Source organism: Micrococcus sp. HOU01 (assembly GCF_035609305.1).
Taxonomy (GTDB): domain Bacteria; phylum Actinomycetota; class Actinomycetes; order Actinomycetales; family Micrococcaceae; genus Micrococcus; species Micrococcus luteus.
Map to the genome: position 1 here is coordinate 1,883,051 of NZ_CP141211.1, position 15,869 is coordinate 1,898,919.

Below are 15,869 nucleotides of genomic sequence, written 5' to 3' on the forward strand. Positions count from 1 at the left end.
GGGCCTCGACCCGGCGCAGCCGGGCGCTCCAAGTCCTCGCGGACGTCGAGCAGGGTGAGGGACGCGGCCCGGGCGGGGTCGGCGAGCAGGGCGGCCAGCGCGGCGGGGTCGATCTCCCCGCCCGCGGCGCCGCAGGCCACCACCGAGCCGGGGGCGCCGGCGTCGTCCGGGCGGGGGGCCTGGGCCGCGTGGGCGGACAGGTCCGTCACGGGGGTCCGCTCGGGGTCGGCCACGAGCCGCAGCTCACGGAAGCGCATCGTCAGGGCGTCCACGGAGAGCAGCCGCCCGACCAGGGGCTCGCCCACCCCGGAGAGCAGCTTGATCGCCTCCGCCGCCATGAGGGAGCCGATGATCCCGGGCAGCACCCCGAGCACCCCGGCCTGCGCGCACGAGGGCACCTCGCCGGGTTCGGGCCGCTCCGGGAACACGTCCCGGTACAGCGGCCCGCCCGGGGCGAACACGCTCACCTGCCCCGCGAACCGCAGGATCGCGCCCCACACCACGGGCACGCCCGCGATCTCGCACGCGTCGGCCACGAGGTAGCGGGTCGCGTAGTTGTCCGTGCCGTCGAGCACGAGGTCCACGGCACCGACCCGCTCGAGCGCGTTGGCCGCGGTCAGGCGTTCGCGGTGCTCGACCACGCGCACCTCGGGGTGCAGGCCGCGCATCGTCGCGGCGGCGGAGGCGGTCTTGGGGCGGCCGAGGTCCGCCTCGGCGTGGATCACCTGGCGGTGCAGGTTGGAGCGGTCCACCATGTCGTCGTCGATCACGTGGACCTCCCCCACGCCCGCGGCGGCGAGGTAGGTCAGCACGGGCGCCCCGAGGCCGCCGGCGCCGACCACGAGGACGCGGGAGCGCAGCAGCGCCAGCTGGGCCTCGGGGCCGAAGCCGTCCAGGCTCAGGTGGCGGGCGAAGCGCTCCAGCTGGGTGTCGGACAGCGCGGTGAGGTCGCGGGGCTCGCGGGCGGCGGGGTCCAGGGCGGCGGTCACCGCTCGTCCTCCTCGGCCGTGACCCGCCCGGCCATCGGCGAGGAGGCCAGGGCGTGCTCGCGGCGCGGGATGCGCCCGGCACGGCGGGCGTGGAAGCCCGCCTCGAGCGCGAGCCGGCACGCGTGGGCCATGCGGGCGGGCTCGGCGGCGCGCGTGATCGCCGAGGCGGCGAGCACGGCGTCGCAGCCGGCCTCCATCGCCAGGGCGACGTCCGAGGCGGTGCCCACGCCGGCGTCGAGCACGATCGGCACGGAGGCGCGGGAGACGATCAGCTCCAGGTGTGCGCGGTTGAGGATGCCCAGCCCCGAGCCGATCGGCGAGCCCAGCGGCATGACGGCGGCGGCGCCGGCCTGCTCGAGGCGCAGCGCCATGGCGGGGTTGTCCGAGGTGTAGGCCAGGACGGTGAAGCCGTCGGCGGCGAGCCGCTCGGTGGCCTCGAGGGTCTCGACGACGTCGGGCAGCAGGGTGCGCTCATCGGCGATGACCTCGACCTTCACGAGGTCGGTCTCGAGCGCCTCCCGGCCGAGCCGGGCGGTGAGCACGGCGTCCCGGGCGGTGTAGCAGCCGGCGGTGTTGGGCAGCACGTCGATGCCGAGGCGGTCCAGCAGCGCGACCAGGCCGTCACGGGTGTCCGCGGACCAGCGGCGCAGCGCCACGGTGGTGAGCGTGGTGCCGGAGGCGACGAGGGCGCCCTCGAGGGCGGTCAGGTCGGTGATGCCGCCCGTGCCCATGATGAGCCGGGAGGCCAGGTTGTAGCCGCCGATCCGCAGCGGCGGGATCGCGGGGGCGGCGGGCGGGGTGCGGTGCTCGGCCATCGCTCAGCCCCCCTGCACCGCGGTGACGACGTCGACCTCGTCCCCGGCGGCCAGCTCCCGGGTGGCCCAGGCCGACCGGGGCACGACCTCGCCGCCGACCGCCACGGCCACGCCGAGCCGCCGCCCATCCGCGGCGGCGCCGTCCTCGCCGATCGCGCGCCCGGTGACGTGCGCGACGACGTCGCGGACGGTGGCCACGGCCAGCTCGGCGGGCTCTCCGTTGAGGGTCAGGGGGAGGGTGCTCATGCGATCTCCTTCAGGCGGGCGTGCAGCAGCTCGAGGATCCGCCCGGCCGCCCAGGGGGCGAGCAGGATCCCGTGACGGTGGAAGCCGGTGGCGACGACGGCGCCCGGAGCCTCGGGCACGGCGAGCACGCGCGGGGCGTCGTCGGGGGTGCCGGGGCGGGCGGCGGTGGTGATCTCGACCAGCTCGCACTCGCGGACGGCGGGCAGGATCGCGGCGGCGTCGGCGAGCAGGTCCAGCACGGCCCCGGCGGAGGTGCCGGCCAGGCCGTCCTCGCGGGCCGAGGCGCCGACCACGAGGGTGCCGTCCGCGCGGGGCACGAGGTAGACCTGGCGCCCGTGGACGAGGCCGCGGACGGTGCGGGTGATCAGGTGCGACTCCCCCGGCAGCAGCTGCTCGGGGCGCACCCGCAGACGCAGCACGTCGCCGTGGACGGGGCGCAGCGGGACCTCGACGGCGGTGGCCGCGCCGCCGATCCCGCGGTGGCCCAGGCCCGCGGCGAGGACCGCGCCGTCGGCGGTGAGGACGCCCCCGTCGGCCAGCGTGAGGCGCACCCCCTCGCCCTCCGGGCCGGCGGCGGTGACGCGTCCGGCCACGAACCGGGCGGCGGGTCCGGCGCCGACCGGGAGCGGGCCGCCGTCGGGTCCGGTCTCGGCGCGCAGGGCGGCGACGCAGGCGGCGGCGAGCCGTCGCGGGTCCACCTGATGGTTGTCCGGGGCGTCGAAGCCGGCGGCCAGGCCCGGGGCCAGGGCGGGCTCGGCGCGGCGCAGCGCGCGGACGGAGACGGGCTCGACCCGGCGACCGAGGATCGAGGCGTGCTCGAGCACGTGGTCCCAGGCGCGGGCGTCCGAGGGGTCCGCGGCCACGATCCAGGCGCCCTGTGCGAGGAAGCCCGTCTCCACATCGGTGAAGGCGGCGAGCAGGTCCACGAGGGCCGGGTAGGCCTCCCAGCCGGCCTGCAGCAGCGGGGCGAGGTCGTCCTGGCTGAACTGGGTCTCGGCGAGCGGCGCGAGCATCCCCGCCGCGGCGTGGGTGGCCCCGGCCACGGCGTGCGGGCGCCCGGCGGCGTCCAGCTCGGGGGCGATCAGGGTGACGGCGTGGCCTGCGGCACGCAGACGCACGGCGGCGGTGAGGCCGATGATCCCGGCCCCGACGACGGCCACGTGCACGGACCGGTCCTCCTCACGGCGGCATGACCCGCATCGAGTGGTGATGGTCGGCCGCGCCGGCGCGGTGCGCCCCTGCGGCCCTCTCAGCCCGGCGTGTGCGGCCCGGGCTCCCATGGAACAGCGGCCAGTCTGCCACAGTGGGCGCATGCACTCCCCCGATCCGCTCCTGATGACCGCGGCCGGCCGCGACGACGGCGGCACCGGCCCCGGCGCGCGCCGCCGCGCCCGCCTCGCCGCCTCCCGGCTGTACGTCTGCACCGACCTGCAGCGGTTCCTGCGCCCGGACGGCACGCTCGACACGGCCGCGTTCGCCGACTTCTGCGCGGCGGCGTTCCGCGGCGGAGTAGACGTGATCCAGGTGCGGGACAAGGCCGTGGACGTGGCGGTCGAGCTGGCCGCGTTCGCCACGCTCGTCCCGCTGGCCCGGGAGCACGGGGCGCTCTCGGCCGCCAACGACCGCGCCGACGTCGCCGCCCTGGCCGGGGTGGACGTGTTCCACACGGGCCAGACCGACCTGACCACCGCGCAGTGCCGCGCCCTGCTGGGCCCGGACGTGGTGCTCGGCCGCTCGTGCCACACCGAGGCGCAGGTGCGCGGCGCCCGCGCGGAGGACGGCCTGGACTACTTCTGCACGGGGCCGGTGTGGGCGACGCCCACGAAGCCGGGCCGGGCCGCCGTCGGACTGGAACTGCCGACCCTCGCCGCACGCCTGGACGCGGAGGACCCGGCGGGGGCGCGGCCGTGGTTCGCCATCGGCGGCGTCGACGCGGACCGGCTGCCCGAGGTCCGCGCGGCCGGGGCGGAACGGATCGTGGTGGTCCGCGCCGTGACGCAGGCCGAGGACCCCGAGGCCGCGGCCCGGACCCTGCGCGCGGGCCTGCCCGGCTGACGCGCCCCGCGGGGAGGTCACGGACGGGCCGTCCTGATGGTGTAGAGTCGACGAGTCCGCAACGCGCTCGACGCGTCGCGACCCCCGCCTCCGTAGCTCAGGGGATAGAGCGTCTGCCTCCGGAGCAGAAGGCCGCAGGTTCGAATCCTGCCGGGGGCACGAGCGAACAGAGCCGGACCCCCGTGGCGACACGGTGGTCCGGCTCTTCTGCGTTCTGCGGACCCGGACGCTCGAGCGGAGCGGGAGGTCCGGGTCACCGGCATTCGAGGCGGGAAATCGACCTCATAGGACGTCCCGAGGTGCGTATTCGCCGGATTTCCCGCCTCGAACGTGTCGAAGCCCGGAGGTCCCGCCCTCAGCCCCGCTGCGCATGACCGTGGTCGACGGGCCCGTGCCACGTCGGCCGCGAGGCGTCCCCGACCGCGAGCGCCTCCCCCGCCCGCATCGCGTCGGCCAGCCACGGCTTGGCCCGCTCGAGTGCGTCGTCCCAGCTCAGGCCCGCCCCGGCCAGCGTGGCCAGGGCCGAGGAGAGGGTGCAGCCGGTGCCGTGCGAGGCGCGGGTCGTCACGCGCGGGCCGCGCACCTCGTGCACGGCCCCGCCCACGCGCACGACGGCGTCCGGCACCTCCGCCGCTGCGGCCTCGGGCGCCTCGGTCTCGTCCAGGTGCCCGCCCTTGAGCAGCACCGTCACCCCGTGCTCGGCGGCCAGGCCCCGCGCCGCGTCGAGGGCGGCGTCCCAGTCCGTCGCGTCCCGCCCGGTCAGCCGGGCCAGCTCGGGCAGGTTGGGTGTCACCAGGTGCGCCACCCGCAGCAGCCGGGCCCACGCGGCGCGCCCGTCGTCGTCGCCCACCGCGGTGAGGGCGTCACCGCTCGAGGCCACCATGACCGGGTCCAGCACGACGACGGCGGGTCGGGTCTCCTCGAGCCAGCCGGCGACAGCCCGCATGAGCTCCACCGTGCCGAGCATGCCGATCTTCACGGCGTCCACGGCGATGTCGGCGGCGACCGAGTCGAGCTGGGCGCGCACCACGTCCACCGGCAGCGGGTGGACGGCCTGCACGCCCTGCGTGTTCTGGGCGGTGATCGCGGTGATCGCGGTCATCCCGTAGCCGCTCCACGCGGCGATGGTCTTCAGGTCGGCCTGGACACCGGCGCCGCCGCCGGAGTCGGAGCCGGCGATGCTGAGCACACGGGGGACGGCGGGGGTCATGCGGGGGCTCCTTCGGGTCGGGGCGGATCGGCCGCCCGGGCCGGGCCGATCCCGCCCATGAGAATGTAGTCGCATGTCCCACGTCACAGAGAGCTCCCCCGCGCACCCCGGCCGAGCCGAGGAGTCGGCGCCGCTGCGGCCGACCTCCCCGTTCGGGATCGCCGCCACGTTCATCGGCACCACCATCGGCGCCGGGTACGCCTCGGGCAACGAGATCCTGCAGTACTTCGTGAGCTTCGGCCTCTGGGGCGGCACGGGGGCGCTCGTGATCGCCGGCGCGCTGTTCTTCCTGCTCGCGGTGATCGTGCTGCGGCTGGCGCAGAAGCTGCGGACCACGGACATCCACCGGATCGTGAACCCCACGACCTCGCGCGTGCCCACCTGGTTCGCGGACCTGTGCATCACCACGTCCCTGCTGGGGACGCTGGTGATCATGCTGGCCGGGGCCGGGGCGGCGGTGCACACCGCGTTCGGGCTGCCCTCGCTCGTGGGCTCGCTGGTGATGGCCGCCGTCTGCGTGGTCTCGGTGCTGGCCGGCATCACGGGCCTCGTGCGCGTCCAGGCCGTGGTGGTCCCCCTGATCATCGTGGTCGCCGTCGGCGTCGCGGTGTGGGGGTTGGTGAACCCGGGGGCCGCGGTGGACGACGTCGCCGCGCTCGTGACCTCGTCCCCGCTGATCAACCAGTGGTGGCTCTCGGGTGTGCTGTACGTGGCCTTCAACATCCAGCTGGCCTACGCGGTGCTCGCCCCGATCGGCGAGGAGAGCTCCTCGTCGGGCCGCTCCCTCGTCGCCGGGGCCGGGCTCGGGGCCCTGGGCCTCGTGGTGATGGCCGGCGCGGTGATGGCCGCGATGACCGCCCACGCCCAGCTGATCGGCCGCGCCGAGCTGCCCATGGTCGAGCTGGCCGCGATGATCGGCGGCTGGGCCGCCCTGCTGTACACGGTCGTCCTGCTGCTGGCGCAGTTCACGACGGCGGTCTCGTGCCTGTACGGCGGGGTGGAGCGCATCGCCCTGCTGTCCTCGATGCGCCGCGTGCCGGGCTGGGTCATCGCCGTCGTCACGGCCCTGGCCGCCACCCTGCTCTCGAGCGTCGGCTTCTCCGACCTCGTGGGCACCGTCTACCCCGTCCTCGGCTACGCCGGCATTGTCATCATCGTGATGCTGGTCGTGACGTGGATCGTCGAGCGCACCACGGTGCGCCGCCGGGCGGCCCGCGCGGCGCGCGCCTGAACGTCCCGCCGCATGGCCGGACGGCGGACGGTGAGGCGCCGCGGGGGACGTGCTAGGGTCGCTCGCATCCCACGGGAGCCCCACGGCACGGGGCTGAGACCGGGCTGACGCCGCCCGGAGACCGTCTGAACCTGTCCGGGTCATTCCGGCGAAGGAAGAAGGAGCCGCGGCCATGTCCGTTTCCGAGCGCACCCCCCTGCCCGCAGCCGAGTCGACGGCCGAGGTCGTCGCCGAGGAGAACTACCCCACGCACCGTCTGGGATGGCTCGAGGACGCCGAGCACGGCATCCGCGTGCCCGTCACCGAGGTCCACCAGGACGACTCCCCCGACGGCACGCCCAACGCGCCCCTGACCGTCTACCGCACCATGGGCCCGGGCTCCGTGCCCGAGCGCGGCCTGCCGGCCCAGCGCGCCGAGTGGATCCGCGCCCGCGGCGACGTCGAGGAGTACGAGGGCCGCGAGCGCGACCTGCTCGACGACGGCCGCTCGGCCGTGCGCCGCGGCGCCGCCTCACAGGAGTGGGCCGGCGAGCGCCGCCCCCCGCTGCGCGCCAAGGAGGGCGCGCGCGTCACCCAGATGCACTACGCCCGGCGCGGCGAGATCACCCCGGAGATGCGCTACGTCGCCCTGCGCGAGGGCGTGGACGTGGAGCTGGTGCGCTCCGAGGTCGCGGCCGGCCGCGCCATCATCCCGGCGAACGTGAACCACCCCGAGTCGGAGCCGATGATCATCGGCAAGGCGTTCGCCGTGAAGGTCAACGCGAACATCGGCAACTCGGCGGTGACGTCGTCGATCGCCGAGGAGGTCTCGAAGCTGCAGTGGGCCACCCGCTGGGGCGCGGACACCGTGATGGACCTGTCCACGGGCGACGACATCCACACCACCCGCGAGTGGATCCTGCGCAACTCCCCCGTGCCGATCGGCACCGTGCCGATCTACCAGGCCCTCGAGAAGGTCGGCGGCGACCACCAGGCCCTGACCTGGGAGATCTTCCGCGACACCGTGATCGAGCAGTGCGAGCAGGGCGTGGACTACATGACCGTGCACGCCGGCGTGCTGCTGCGCCACGTGCCGCTGTCCGCGGACCGCGTGACCGGCATCGTCTCCCGCGGCGGCTCGATCATGGCCGGCTGGTGCCTGGGCCACCACAAGGAGAACTTCCTCTACGAGAACTACGACGAGCTCTGCGAGATCTTCGCGCGCTACGACGTCGCGTTCTCCCTGGGCGACGGCCTGCGGCCGGGCTCCGTGGCGGACGCCAACGACGCCGCCCAGTTCGCCGAGCTCGACACGCTCGCCGAGCTGACGGAGCGGGCGTGGGCGTACGACGTCCAGGTCATGGTGGAGGGCCCCGGCCACATCCCGCTGCACCTGGTGCGGGAGAACGTGGAGCGCCAGCAGGAGCTGTGCAAGGGCGCCCCGTTCTACACGCTCGGCCCCCTCGTCACGGACATCGCCCCGGCGTACGACCACATCACCTCGGCCATCGGCGCCACCGAGATCGCCCGCTACGGCACCGCGATGCTCTGCTATGTCACGCCCAAGGAGCACCTGGGCCTGCCGGACCGGGACGACGTGAAGACGGGCGTGATCACCTACAAGATCGCCGCGCACGCCGCCGACGTCGCCAAGGGCCACCCCGGCGCCCGCGACCGCGATGACGCGCTGTCCAAGGCGCGCTTCGAGTTCCGCTGGCGCGACCAGTTCGGCCTCGGCCTGGATCCGCAGCTCGCCGAGGAGTACCACGACGAGACGCTGCCGGCCGAGCCCGCCAAGACCGCCCACTTCTGCTCGATGTGCGGGCCGAAGTTCTGCTCCATGCGCATCAGCCAGGACATCCGCAGCGAGTTCGGCGGCGCGTCCGAGCAGGCGCGGATCGCCGAGGCCGGCATGGCCGCGAAGTCCGCGGAGTTCCGGGCCGCCGGCGGGTCCGTGTACCTGCCCGAGCCGACGATCCGCACCGCCTCGGACGCCTGAGGCCGGACGCGGGGTGAGGTGGGGCGGGATGGCCCGCCCCTGCGCCACCTGACGATCGCGTCATGACCTGAGGGCCGCCACCAGGTCATGACGCGATCGCCAGGACAAGGCCCTCCGGGACGGCGAAGGCGCGGCCCCACGGACGGGGCAGTGCGCTCGGTGGTCGATCGAGTGGTGATGCCTCTTGACTCACACACACACTGGGCTCACTATTCCGTCAGGCCCCTGTGATGCGTGTCCCATTCGCCCACAGGAATTGAGTGGATGGAATATGACGTGAAAGTCGACATGACCCCGCCGGTCCGCACCCCAGGGGCGCTTCCCAGGTGAGGCATCATCCAGCCGCTCAGCTCTCCTCGGGCCAGCCGTGATGACCCGGATGCTCGTCTCGAGATTCCTCCTTCTCCTGATCACGCTCGGAACAGCAGCGCTCCTCGCGTCCTACGTCGGGGTGGAGAAGGAGGAACGCTGGCGCATGGACGGCACGGTGTACGAGATCTCGGCATTCCCCGCTGGCGAGGCCTGGCCCATGATCCGGACGTCGCTGACGGGACCGGACTCCGGCTCTGCGGCCACGTCCACGAGCCCCCACGTGACTGCCCTCGCCGGCCGACCTGCTCTGGACGTGCTCCCGGATGGCGTCGCCCCGACCGCGGTCGTCCCCAGCACCTCCCCCTTTGCCGCACGTGCCGCTGCGGGCGAACTGAGCTGGCCGGACGTCGATCGGGTCGTCGTCCGAGACCTCTCCTCCGCGCCGGATCGCGCCACCGAAGCAGACCTCCTGGTCCCGTTCCTCTCCACCGACAGTTCGTCCCTTGCCGGCGTGATCGGCGGCTCACCGGCCCAGGTCGACGAGCTCGTCCAATCGCTGCGGCGGGCCGGTGTCGTCGTCGACGTCGTCCCGCTCCCGCCGCCGTGGGAGGCAGCGATGCGACGCAGTGTCCACGTGCCCCTGCTCGCCGTGATCGCCGGCTTCGCCCTGCTGGGCGCACAGGTCGTCTGGCGCACGACCCTGCGCAGTCGACTGCTCCCTGCCGTCACCTCGCACCGCCTCGTCGGTGCCTCCCCGCTGCGAGCGGCCCGGCTCGGTGTCCGGCCCGCCATGCTCGCCTGGGCGACCGCCGCCGCGAGTGCCGGCGGAGTCTGGCTCGTGGCATGGCCCCGGTGGGACGCGGAGATCGGGCTCACGGGGGGCACCGCTCTCCTCTGGTCCGCCGTGCTCGTCGTGGACGCCATCCTCATCCTCAGCACGACCCTGTCCACCCTCTGGGTCCGAAGGGCACACGCATGATGGCAGCCATGCGGGCCGTTGCGGACGGCCTCCGCGACCTGTTCGACACGCCCGGACTGCTGTTCCTGTCCCTGCTGCACACGACCGTGGCGTCGGTCGTGTTCGGACTGGCCCTGGGCGTCGCCGGCGGGGTGACCACGGCGCTCGAGGTGCTCGAGGACGCCGAGTCGTCGGGCCTGGTGACAGCCAGGATTCTGGACCCCGCCGTCACGACCGACCTCCGCCCCCGCGCCGTCGACACCGTCTCCCGGGCGTTCGCCGCCCATGTCGACGGAGTCGACCCCCGTGCCTTTCTCGTGACGGACGCCATCGGAATCGAGGACCCCCGGCTGCAGGGGGCGGTCATCGCCACGCCTGGTCTGGCCCGGGAGTTCGGCGCTGCCGCTGCCGTCAGTCCCGCCGAGGGCGTGTACTTCGCTCCCGCCGCGATCACCTCCGGGGGGCCGGGCGGCACCGTGTATGTGGGGTCCACACCCCACAGCTATGCCGGCCCACTCCCCGGGGACGCGGCCGCGCCGCGGGCCGACGGATCCCTCTGGCCCCTGGGTGAGTCGCCCGTCATCGTCACCAGCACCACGACCATGGCCGGCCTGATCGAACCGGCCCAGCTCGCGGCGGTCTACGGTTCCGTCGTGGCACGCCAGGACGCGGCCTCCGAGGTGAGAGCGGCACTCGACGTCCTCGAGGACGAGACGGGCGTGGTCGCCGAGTTGGCCCCGATCGCCTCGGCCAGGTCTCCGATCGCCCGAGAAGCCCGCGGTGCCGCGCTCATGGTCACCGCCTACACCGCCGGGCTTGCCAGCGCCGTCGTGACGGTGGTGAGCCTCCTGACGACCATGACCCGTCGACTCACGCCCGCGTGGCTGGCGCACCTGACGGTCGGGGCGCCCAGACGACTGATCCGGCTCCGGATCGCCACATCCGTGGCCGCGGTATGGGGCATTCCGGCCGTGCTCGGATCGTTGCTCGGCCTCGGCATCGCCTCGGAAGCGGGCGGACTGCGTCCGGCGCCTGCCGTCGTCGTGGTCGGGCTGGCGGTCGTCTTGGCGATCGCCGCTGCGTGCACCCGTCATCCCCTCCGCCGGCTGCACCGGGCCGTCCGCACGGCGGCACTCGTCGAAAGGACCGTGTGATGTCCCTGCTCACCGTGCACGACGTGCACCGCTCCTACCGCGGCCCCGCCGGGGATGTCCCCGTGCTCCGAGGCGTCTCACTCCAGGTCCCCGAGGGCGGCGTCCACGCGATCATGGGACCCTCCGGGTCCGGCAAGTCCACCCTGCTGCGGCTCCTCGCCTGCCTTGACACACCGGACGCCGGCAGCATCCGTGTGGCTGGGCGGAGCCTGCCGGCACCGTGGTCGTCCGACGGCGACGCCTACCGGAACCGGACGTGCGGCATCGTGCTCCAGGACCATCTGCTCATCGATCGGGCGACCGCCATGGACAACGCGGCCCTGCCGCTGCTCTACGCGCGGCCGCGCCCGGCGAAGCGCGAGCGTCGCGACATGGCCGCCGAGCTTCTGACGCGGCTCGGGCTCGGAGACCGTCTCCACCACCCCGTCGGCCGACTCTCCGGCGGCGAGCGCCAGCGCGTGGCCATCGCCCGGGCCGTGATCATGGGGCCCTCCCTGCTGCTCGCCGACGAGCCGACGGGCGCCCTGGACGAGGAGCGCACCGACGAGGTGATGGGGCTCTTCCGCTCCATGTCCCAGCCGGAGCGGGCGATCGTGATCGTGACGCATGACCCCGCCGTGGCGGCCCGGTGCGACCACACGTGGCGGCTGCGGGCCGGGCGGCTCGAGTGACGAGGTCCGGCCGTGCCTCCTGCACAGGTGTCCGCAGACGGCGTGGCGTCCCCGGGCGTCGCGTTCCGGTTCCGGATGTCCGGGGCCGCTCCTAGGCTCGGATGCATGAGCGCGCACCACGCCGACGACGGCCTCCCCGCCCCCGTCTCCACCCTCGCCGAGGATCCACCGGCCGACGGGCGACAGGCGCCGCCGAGTGGCGTCGTCGTGGGTGAGGACGGGCGGGCCCGCCCGCCGTGGGCGGCACGGGATCCGCTGCTGCGGGAGTACTACGACACGGAGTGGGGCCTGCCCGTCACGGACGAGCGGGGCCTGTTCGAGCGCCTCGTCCTCGAGGCGTTCCAGTCGGGCCTGAGCTGGCGGACCGTCCTGGCCAAGCGGCCCCGGTTCCGGGAGGTGTTCGCGGGCTTCGACGCGGACGCCGTCGCGGCGTTCGGGGACGCGGAGGTCGAGGCGCTGCTGGCGGACCCCGGCATCATCCGGAACCGGCGCAAGATCGAGGCGGCGATCGCGAACGCGCAGGCCGTCGTCGGGATGCGCGGTGAGCGGTTCGCCCCGCTGCACCCGGGCTCCCCCGGCGCGGGCCCCGCCTGGCACGGCGACGGCGACCGGCCGGTCCGCGGTCTGCCGGGGCTGGTCTGGGCGCACCAGCCTGCCGCGACCCCACGGCCGGAGACGGTGGCGCAGGTCCCCTCGACCTCGGACGAGTCGCGCGCGCTCGCGAGGGCGCTGAAGGCGCACGGCTGCCGATTCGTGGGGCCGACCACGTGCTTCGCCCTGATGGAGGCCGCCGGGATCGTGGACACCCACCTTCTCGGCTCCTGGCGAAGAGGGGCGTCCGGGATCTGGGAGTGAGCGGGGGCCTCCGGCAGGATGGGGAGCTCAACGCAGGACGTCCACACGAAAGGGTGACGACTGATGACCACCACCTCCGCCTCTCAGGGCTACCGCACGATCAACCCGGCCACCGGGGAGCTGCTGAAGTCCTTCGACAACGCCACGGATCAGCAGATCGCCGACGCCCTCGACGCCTCGCAGGCCGCGTACGAGCAGTGGTCCCGGAAGTCGGTGGCCGAGCGCGCCGCCGTCGTGAAGCGGATCTCCGAGCTGCTGGCCGAGCGCTCCAAGGACATCGCCGCGCTGATCACCACGGAGATGGGCAAGTCCCTCGGCGCGGCAGTCGGCGAGGTGCGCTACGGCGCCCAGATCTTCGGGTACTACGCGGACGAGGCCGAGGAGCTGCTCGCGGACCAGCGGATCAAGCAGTTCTCCGGGCAGGAGGCGTTCATCCAGCGGCTGCCGCTCGGCCCGCTGCTGGGGATCATGCCGTGGAACTTCCCGGTGTACCAGGTGGCCCGTTTCGTGGCGCCGAACCTCGTGCTGGGCAACACCATCCTGCTCAAGCACGCCGAGATCAACCCGCAGGTGGCGCAGCTGCTGGAAGAGCTCTTCACCGAAGCCGGGCTCCCGGAGGGCGTGTACCAGAACGTGTTCGCCACCCACGACCAGATCTCCACGATCATCGCCGATCCGCGCGTGCAGGGCGTGTCCCTCACCGGTTCGGAGCGGGCCGGCGCCACCGTCGCCGAGCAGGCCGGCCTGCACCTCAAGAAGGTTGTGCTCGAGCTCGGCGGCTCCGATCCGTACATCGTGCTCTCCGCGCCGGACGCCCGCGCCGCCGCCCGCGACGCACTGGCCACCCGGATGGGCAACTGGGGCCAGGCCTGCAACTCGAACAAGCGCATGATCGTCATGGAGGACATCTACGACGACTTCGTGGATGAAGCTGGTCCAGCGCTCCTCGGCGATGAAGCCCGGCGACCCGACCTCGCGCGACGCCGACGTCTACGGCCCGCTGTCCTCCGAGTCCGCGGCCGACGGGCTCACCGAGCAGATCGCCGCGGCCAAGGAGGCCGGCGCCACCGTCCACGTGGGCGGCGAGCGCGTCTCCGGCCCGGAGGGCGAGGGCTTCTACGTCTCCCCGGCCGTGATCACGGACGTGGACCAGGAGAACCCCGCCTACACGCAGGAGCTGTTCGGCATGGCCGCCGTGGTCTACAAGGTGTCCTCGGCCGAGGAGGCCGTGGCGCTGGCCAACGACTCCCAGTACGGTCTCGGCGGCGCCGTGTTCTCCACGGACCTGGACGAGGCCAAGCGCGTGGCCGACCAGCTCGAGGTGGGGATGGCGAACGTGAACCTCGCCTCCGCCGCCGGCGCGAACCTGCCCTTCGGCGGCGTGAAGCGCTCGGGCTTCGGCCGCGAGCTCGGCCCCATGGCCGTGGACGAGTTCGCCAACAAGCGCCTGTACGCGGTGCAGGGCCCCCTAGAGGGCTGACCCCGGGCCGGGTCGGCCGGGCGGGTCCACCGCTCCGGCCGGCCCGTCGGCCGCCTGAGGCACACAGAGTGGTCACGACATGCCGTCACCGGAGTCCGGTGACGGCACGTCGTGACCACTCTGTTCGTCGGGGCCCGCCCACCCAGAGCGTGCGGTGGCAGACCCCCGGCCCGGTCCCGGACGCCGTCGAGGGCCGGCTCGAGGTGGTCGAGCACGGCCCTCGGCGGACGGATCGCGAGGAAGAGCCTCACGCCTGCGCGCGCGGATCCGTGGCGGCTGCGGTCGAGCCCCCGGCGGCGTCGCGCGTCATGGCGGCCGGGGCCACGTCCGGGTGCGGCTCGCGGCCGGCCACGATGTCGATCGCGCCGGTGAACTCGGCGTCGATCCGCCGCTGCACCCGGCGCGAGCGCTGGGTCACGAGGGACACCACCACACCCACCACGAAGGCGGCGACGAAGCCCGGCAGCAGCTCGTACAGGCCGAACCACTCCCACGTCTCGGCACTGGCCTCGGACCACACCCAGGCGACGGCGGCGCCGGTGACCATGGCGGCCATCGCCCCCCACGAGGTGAACCGCGGCCAGTACAGGGCGAGCAAGATCACAGGGCCGAAGGCGGCGCCGAAGCCGGCCCACGCGAAGGAGACGAGCTCGAGCACGGAGGAGTCCGGGTTGAGGGCGAGCAGACCCGCCACGAGCGCCACCACCAGCACGCCGATGCGGCCGAGCCACAGGGTGAACGTCGGGGAACCGGTGCGCCCGCGCAGCATGTAGAGGTCCTCCACCAGGGCGGAGGAGCACACGATCAGCTGCGAGGAGAGCGTGGACATGATCGCGGCGAGGACGGCGGCCAGCACCAGGCCGGCCACGAACGGGTGGAACATGATCGAGGCCAGCACCAGGAACACGGTCTCCGGGTCCTCGAGCGTGGTGCCGGGGTTGGCCTGGAAGTAGGCGATGCCGACGAGGGCGACCATCACGGCGCCGAACACGGACAGCGCCATCCAGCCGATGCCGACGCGCCGGGCGACGGCCGCGTCGTGCGGGGTGCGCAGGGCCATGAAGCGGACGATGATGTGCGGCTGGCCGAAGTAGCCCAGGCCCCAGGCGAGGGAGGACAGGACGCCGATCAGCGTGGCGTTCTCGAACATCGAGAAGTGGTTCACTCCGCCGCCGGCGGCGTCGGCGGCGCGGATGCCCTCGACGACGGCGTCCCAGCCTCCCATGGTCAGGATCACGACGATGGGGACGGCCAGCAGCGAGAGGAACATGAGGACGCCCTGGGCCACGTCCGTCAGCGAGGCGCCGAGGAAGCCGCCGAACAGGGTGTAGAGCACCGTGATGCCCGCGACCACGAGCATGCCGGTGAGGTAGTTGATGCTGATGCCCTGGGCGTAGAAGGACTCGGGGCCGAAGGTCGACTCGACGAACTTGCCGCCGGCCACCATGCCCGAGGAGACGTAGAAGGTGAAGAACACGAGGATGATCAGGCCGGCCACGATCCGCAGGATGTGCGTGCGGTCCTTGAACCGGTTCTCGAGGAAGGACGGGATCGTGATCGAGTTCCCGGCCACCTCGGTGTAGGAGCGCAGGCGGGGGGCGACCACGCGCCAGTTCACCCACGCGCCCACGGTCAGGCCGACCGCCATCCAGCCCTCGACCAGGCCCGCGGCGTAGATCGCGCCGGGCAGGCCCATCAGGAGCCAGCCGGACATGTCGGACGCACCCGCGGAGAGCGCCGCGACGGACGGCTTCATGTCGCGTCCGGCGAGCATGTAGTCGTCGAGGTCGGTGTTCTTGCGGGAGGCGTACAGGCCGATCGCGATCATCGCGAGGAAATAGAGGCCGATCGCCGCTAACAGGGAGACGGTGTTCGTGTCCATGGGCTCCAGAGAATCACATTCGAACTCTCAGCC

12 protein-coding genes, 1 tRNA gene, 2 pseudogenes and 2 riboswitches are annotated in these 15,869 nt (G+C 73.6%); of the genes and pseudogenes, 9 read left to right on the forward strand and 6 right to left on the reverse strand.

The window, feature by feature from the left end; all coding sequences use genetic code 11:
• Positions 1 to 275: 275 nt before the first annotated feature.
• From SOY78_RS08620 to SOY78_RS08635, 4 genes and pseudogenes are all read right to left on the reverse strand, one after another.
• Positions 276 to 989: pseudogene (locus SOY78_RS08620) on the reverse strand (HesA/MoeB/ThiF family protein); the annotation flags it as partial.
• Positions 986 to 1,804, reverse strand: coding sequence for a thiazole synthase (locus SOY78_RS08625; RefSeq protein ID WP_324701438.1), 819 nt, complete (start codon positions 1,802 to 1,804; stop codon positions 986 to 988). The pseudogene SOY78_RS08620 and the gene SOY78_RS08625, both read right to left, overlap by 4 nt.
• 3 nt (positions 1,805 to 1,807) lie before the next feature.
• Positions 1,808 to 2,050, reverse strand: coding sequence for a sulfur carrier protein ThiS (gene thiS, locus SOY78_RS08630; RefSeq protein WP_041105270.1), 243 nt, complete (start codon positions 2,048 to 2,050; stop codon positions 1,808 to 1,810).
• The gene (locus SOY78_RS08635) at positions 2,047 to 3,216 is read right to left on the reverse strand and encodes an FAD-dependent oxidoreductase (protein ID WP_324701439.1); all 1,170 of its coding nucleotides are present in this window, start codon (positions 3,214 to 3,216) and stop codon (positions 2,047 to 2,049) included. Before SOY78_RS08635 ends, thiS begins: the two co-directional genes overlap by 4 nt.
• Positions 3,210 to 3,340, reverse strand: a riboswitch (TPP riboswitch). (Overlaps the previous gene by 7 nt.)
• A 21-nt stretch (positions 3,341 to 3,361) precedes the next feature.
• On the opposite strand from SOY78_RS08635, the gene thiE reads away from it, so the two are divergent.
• Together thiE and SOY78_RS08645 are read left to right on the forward strand one after the other, a co-directional pair.
• Positions 3,362 to 4,105, forward strand: a complete 744-nt coding sequence (thiE, locus tag SOY78_RS08640; RefSeq protein WP_036316591.1) for a thiamine phosphate synthase — start codon at positions 3,362 to 3,364, stop codon at positions 4,103 to 4,105.
• Between the two features lie 86 nt (positions 4,106 to 4,191).
• Positions 4,192 to 4,264 (forward strand) — tRNA-Arg (locus tag SOY78_RS08645).
• A 196-nt stretch (positions 4,265 to 4,460) separates the two neighbouring features.
• Here SOY78_RS08645 and thiD read toward each other — a convergent pair.
• Positions 4,461 to 5,315 carry a bifunctional hydroxymethylpyrimidine kinase/phosphomethylpyrimidine kinase gene (gene thiD / locus SOY78_RS08650; protein WP_324701440.1) on the reverse strand — a complete coding sequence of 285 codons (855 nt, stop codon included), beginning with the start codon at positions 5,313 to 5,315 and terminating at the stop codon, positions 4,461 to 4,463.
• Between the two features lie 73 nt (positions 5,316 to 5,388).
• Between thiD and SOY78_RS08655 the strand changes: the two genes are divergently transcribed.
• From SOY78_RS08655 to SOY78_RS08685, 7 genes and pseudogenes are all read left to right on the forward strand, one after another.
• Positions 5,389 to 6,546 carry a membrane protein gene (locus SOY78_RS08655; RefSeq protein WP_036381700.1) on the forward strand — a complete coding sequence of 386 codons (1,158 nt, stop codon included), beginning with the start codon at positions 5,389 to 5,391 and terminating at the stop codon, positions 6,544 to 6,546.
• Between the two features lie 61 nt (positions 6,547 to 6,607).
• A riboswitch (TPP riboswitch) is annotated at positions 6,608 to 6,722 on the forward strand.
• Complete coding sequence (gene thiC / locus SOY78_RS08660; RefSeq protein WP_036341386.1) at positions 6,719 to 8,524, forward strand: phosphomethylpyrimidine synthase ThiC; 1,806 nt, start codon at positions 6,719 to 6,721, stop codon at positions 8,522 to 8,524. It overlaps the preceding riboswitch by 4 nt.
• Before the next feature lie 370 nt (positions 8,525 to 8,894).
• The gene (locus SOY78_RS08665; RefSeq protein WP_036381796.1) at positions 8,895 to 9,815 is read left to right on the forward strand and encodes a hypothetical protein; all 921 of its coding nucleotides are present in this window, start codon (positions 8,895 to 8,897) and stop codon (positions 9,813 to 9,815) included.
• Positions 9,816 to 9,823: 8 nt separating this feature from the next.
• Entirely contained in the window at positions 9,824 to 10,948 is a 1,125-nt protein-coding gene (locus tag SOY78_RS08670) for a hypothetical protein (protein ID WP_036381703.1), read from the forward strand.
• Complete coding sequence (locus SOY78_RS08675) at positions 10,948 to 11,619, forward strand: ABC transporter ATP-binding protein (RefSeq protein ID WP_036381706.1); 672 nt, start codon at positions 10,948 to 10,950, stop codon at positions 11,617 to 11,619. Before SOY78_RS08670 ends, SOY78_RS08675 begins: the two co-directional genes overlap by 1 nt.
• A 105-nt stretch (positions 11,620 to 11,724) precedes the next feature.
• Positions 11,725 to 12,474 carry a DNA-3-methyladenine glycosylase I gene (locus SOY78_RS08680; protein WP_141842609.1) on the forward strand — a complete coding sequence of 250 codons (750 nt, stop codon included), beginning with the start codon at positions 11,725 to 11,727 and terminating at the stop codon, positions 12,472 to 12,474.
• A 63-nt stretch (positions 12,475 to 12,537) separates the two neighbouring features.
• Positions 12,538 to 13,954, forward strand: a pseudogene (locus SOY78_RS08685) (NAD-dependent succinate-semialdehyde dehydrogenase).
• 247 nt (positions 13,955 to 14,201) lie between these two features.
• On the opposite strand, the gene putP reads toward SOY78_RS08685, so the two are convergent.
• Entirely contained in the window at positions 14,202 to 15,836 is a 1,635-nt protein-coding gene (putP, locus tag SOY78_RS08690) for a sodium/proline symporter PutP (RefSeq protein ID WP_036381715.1), read from the reverse strand.
• Between the last annotated feature and the right edge of the window lie 33 nt (positions 15,837 to 15,869).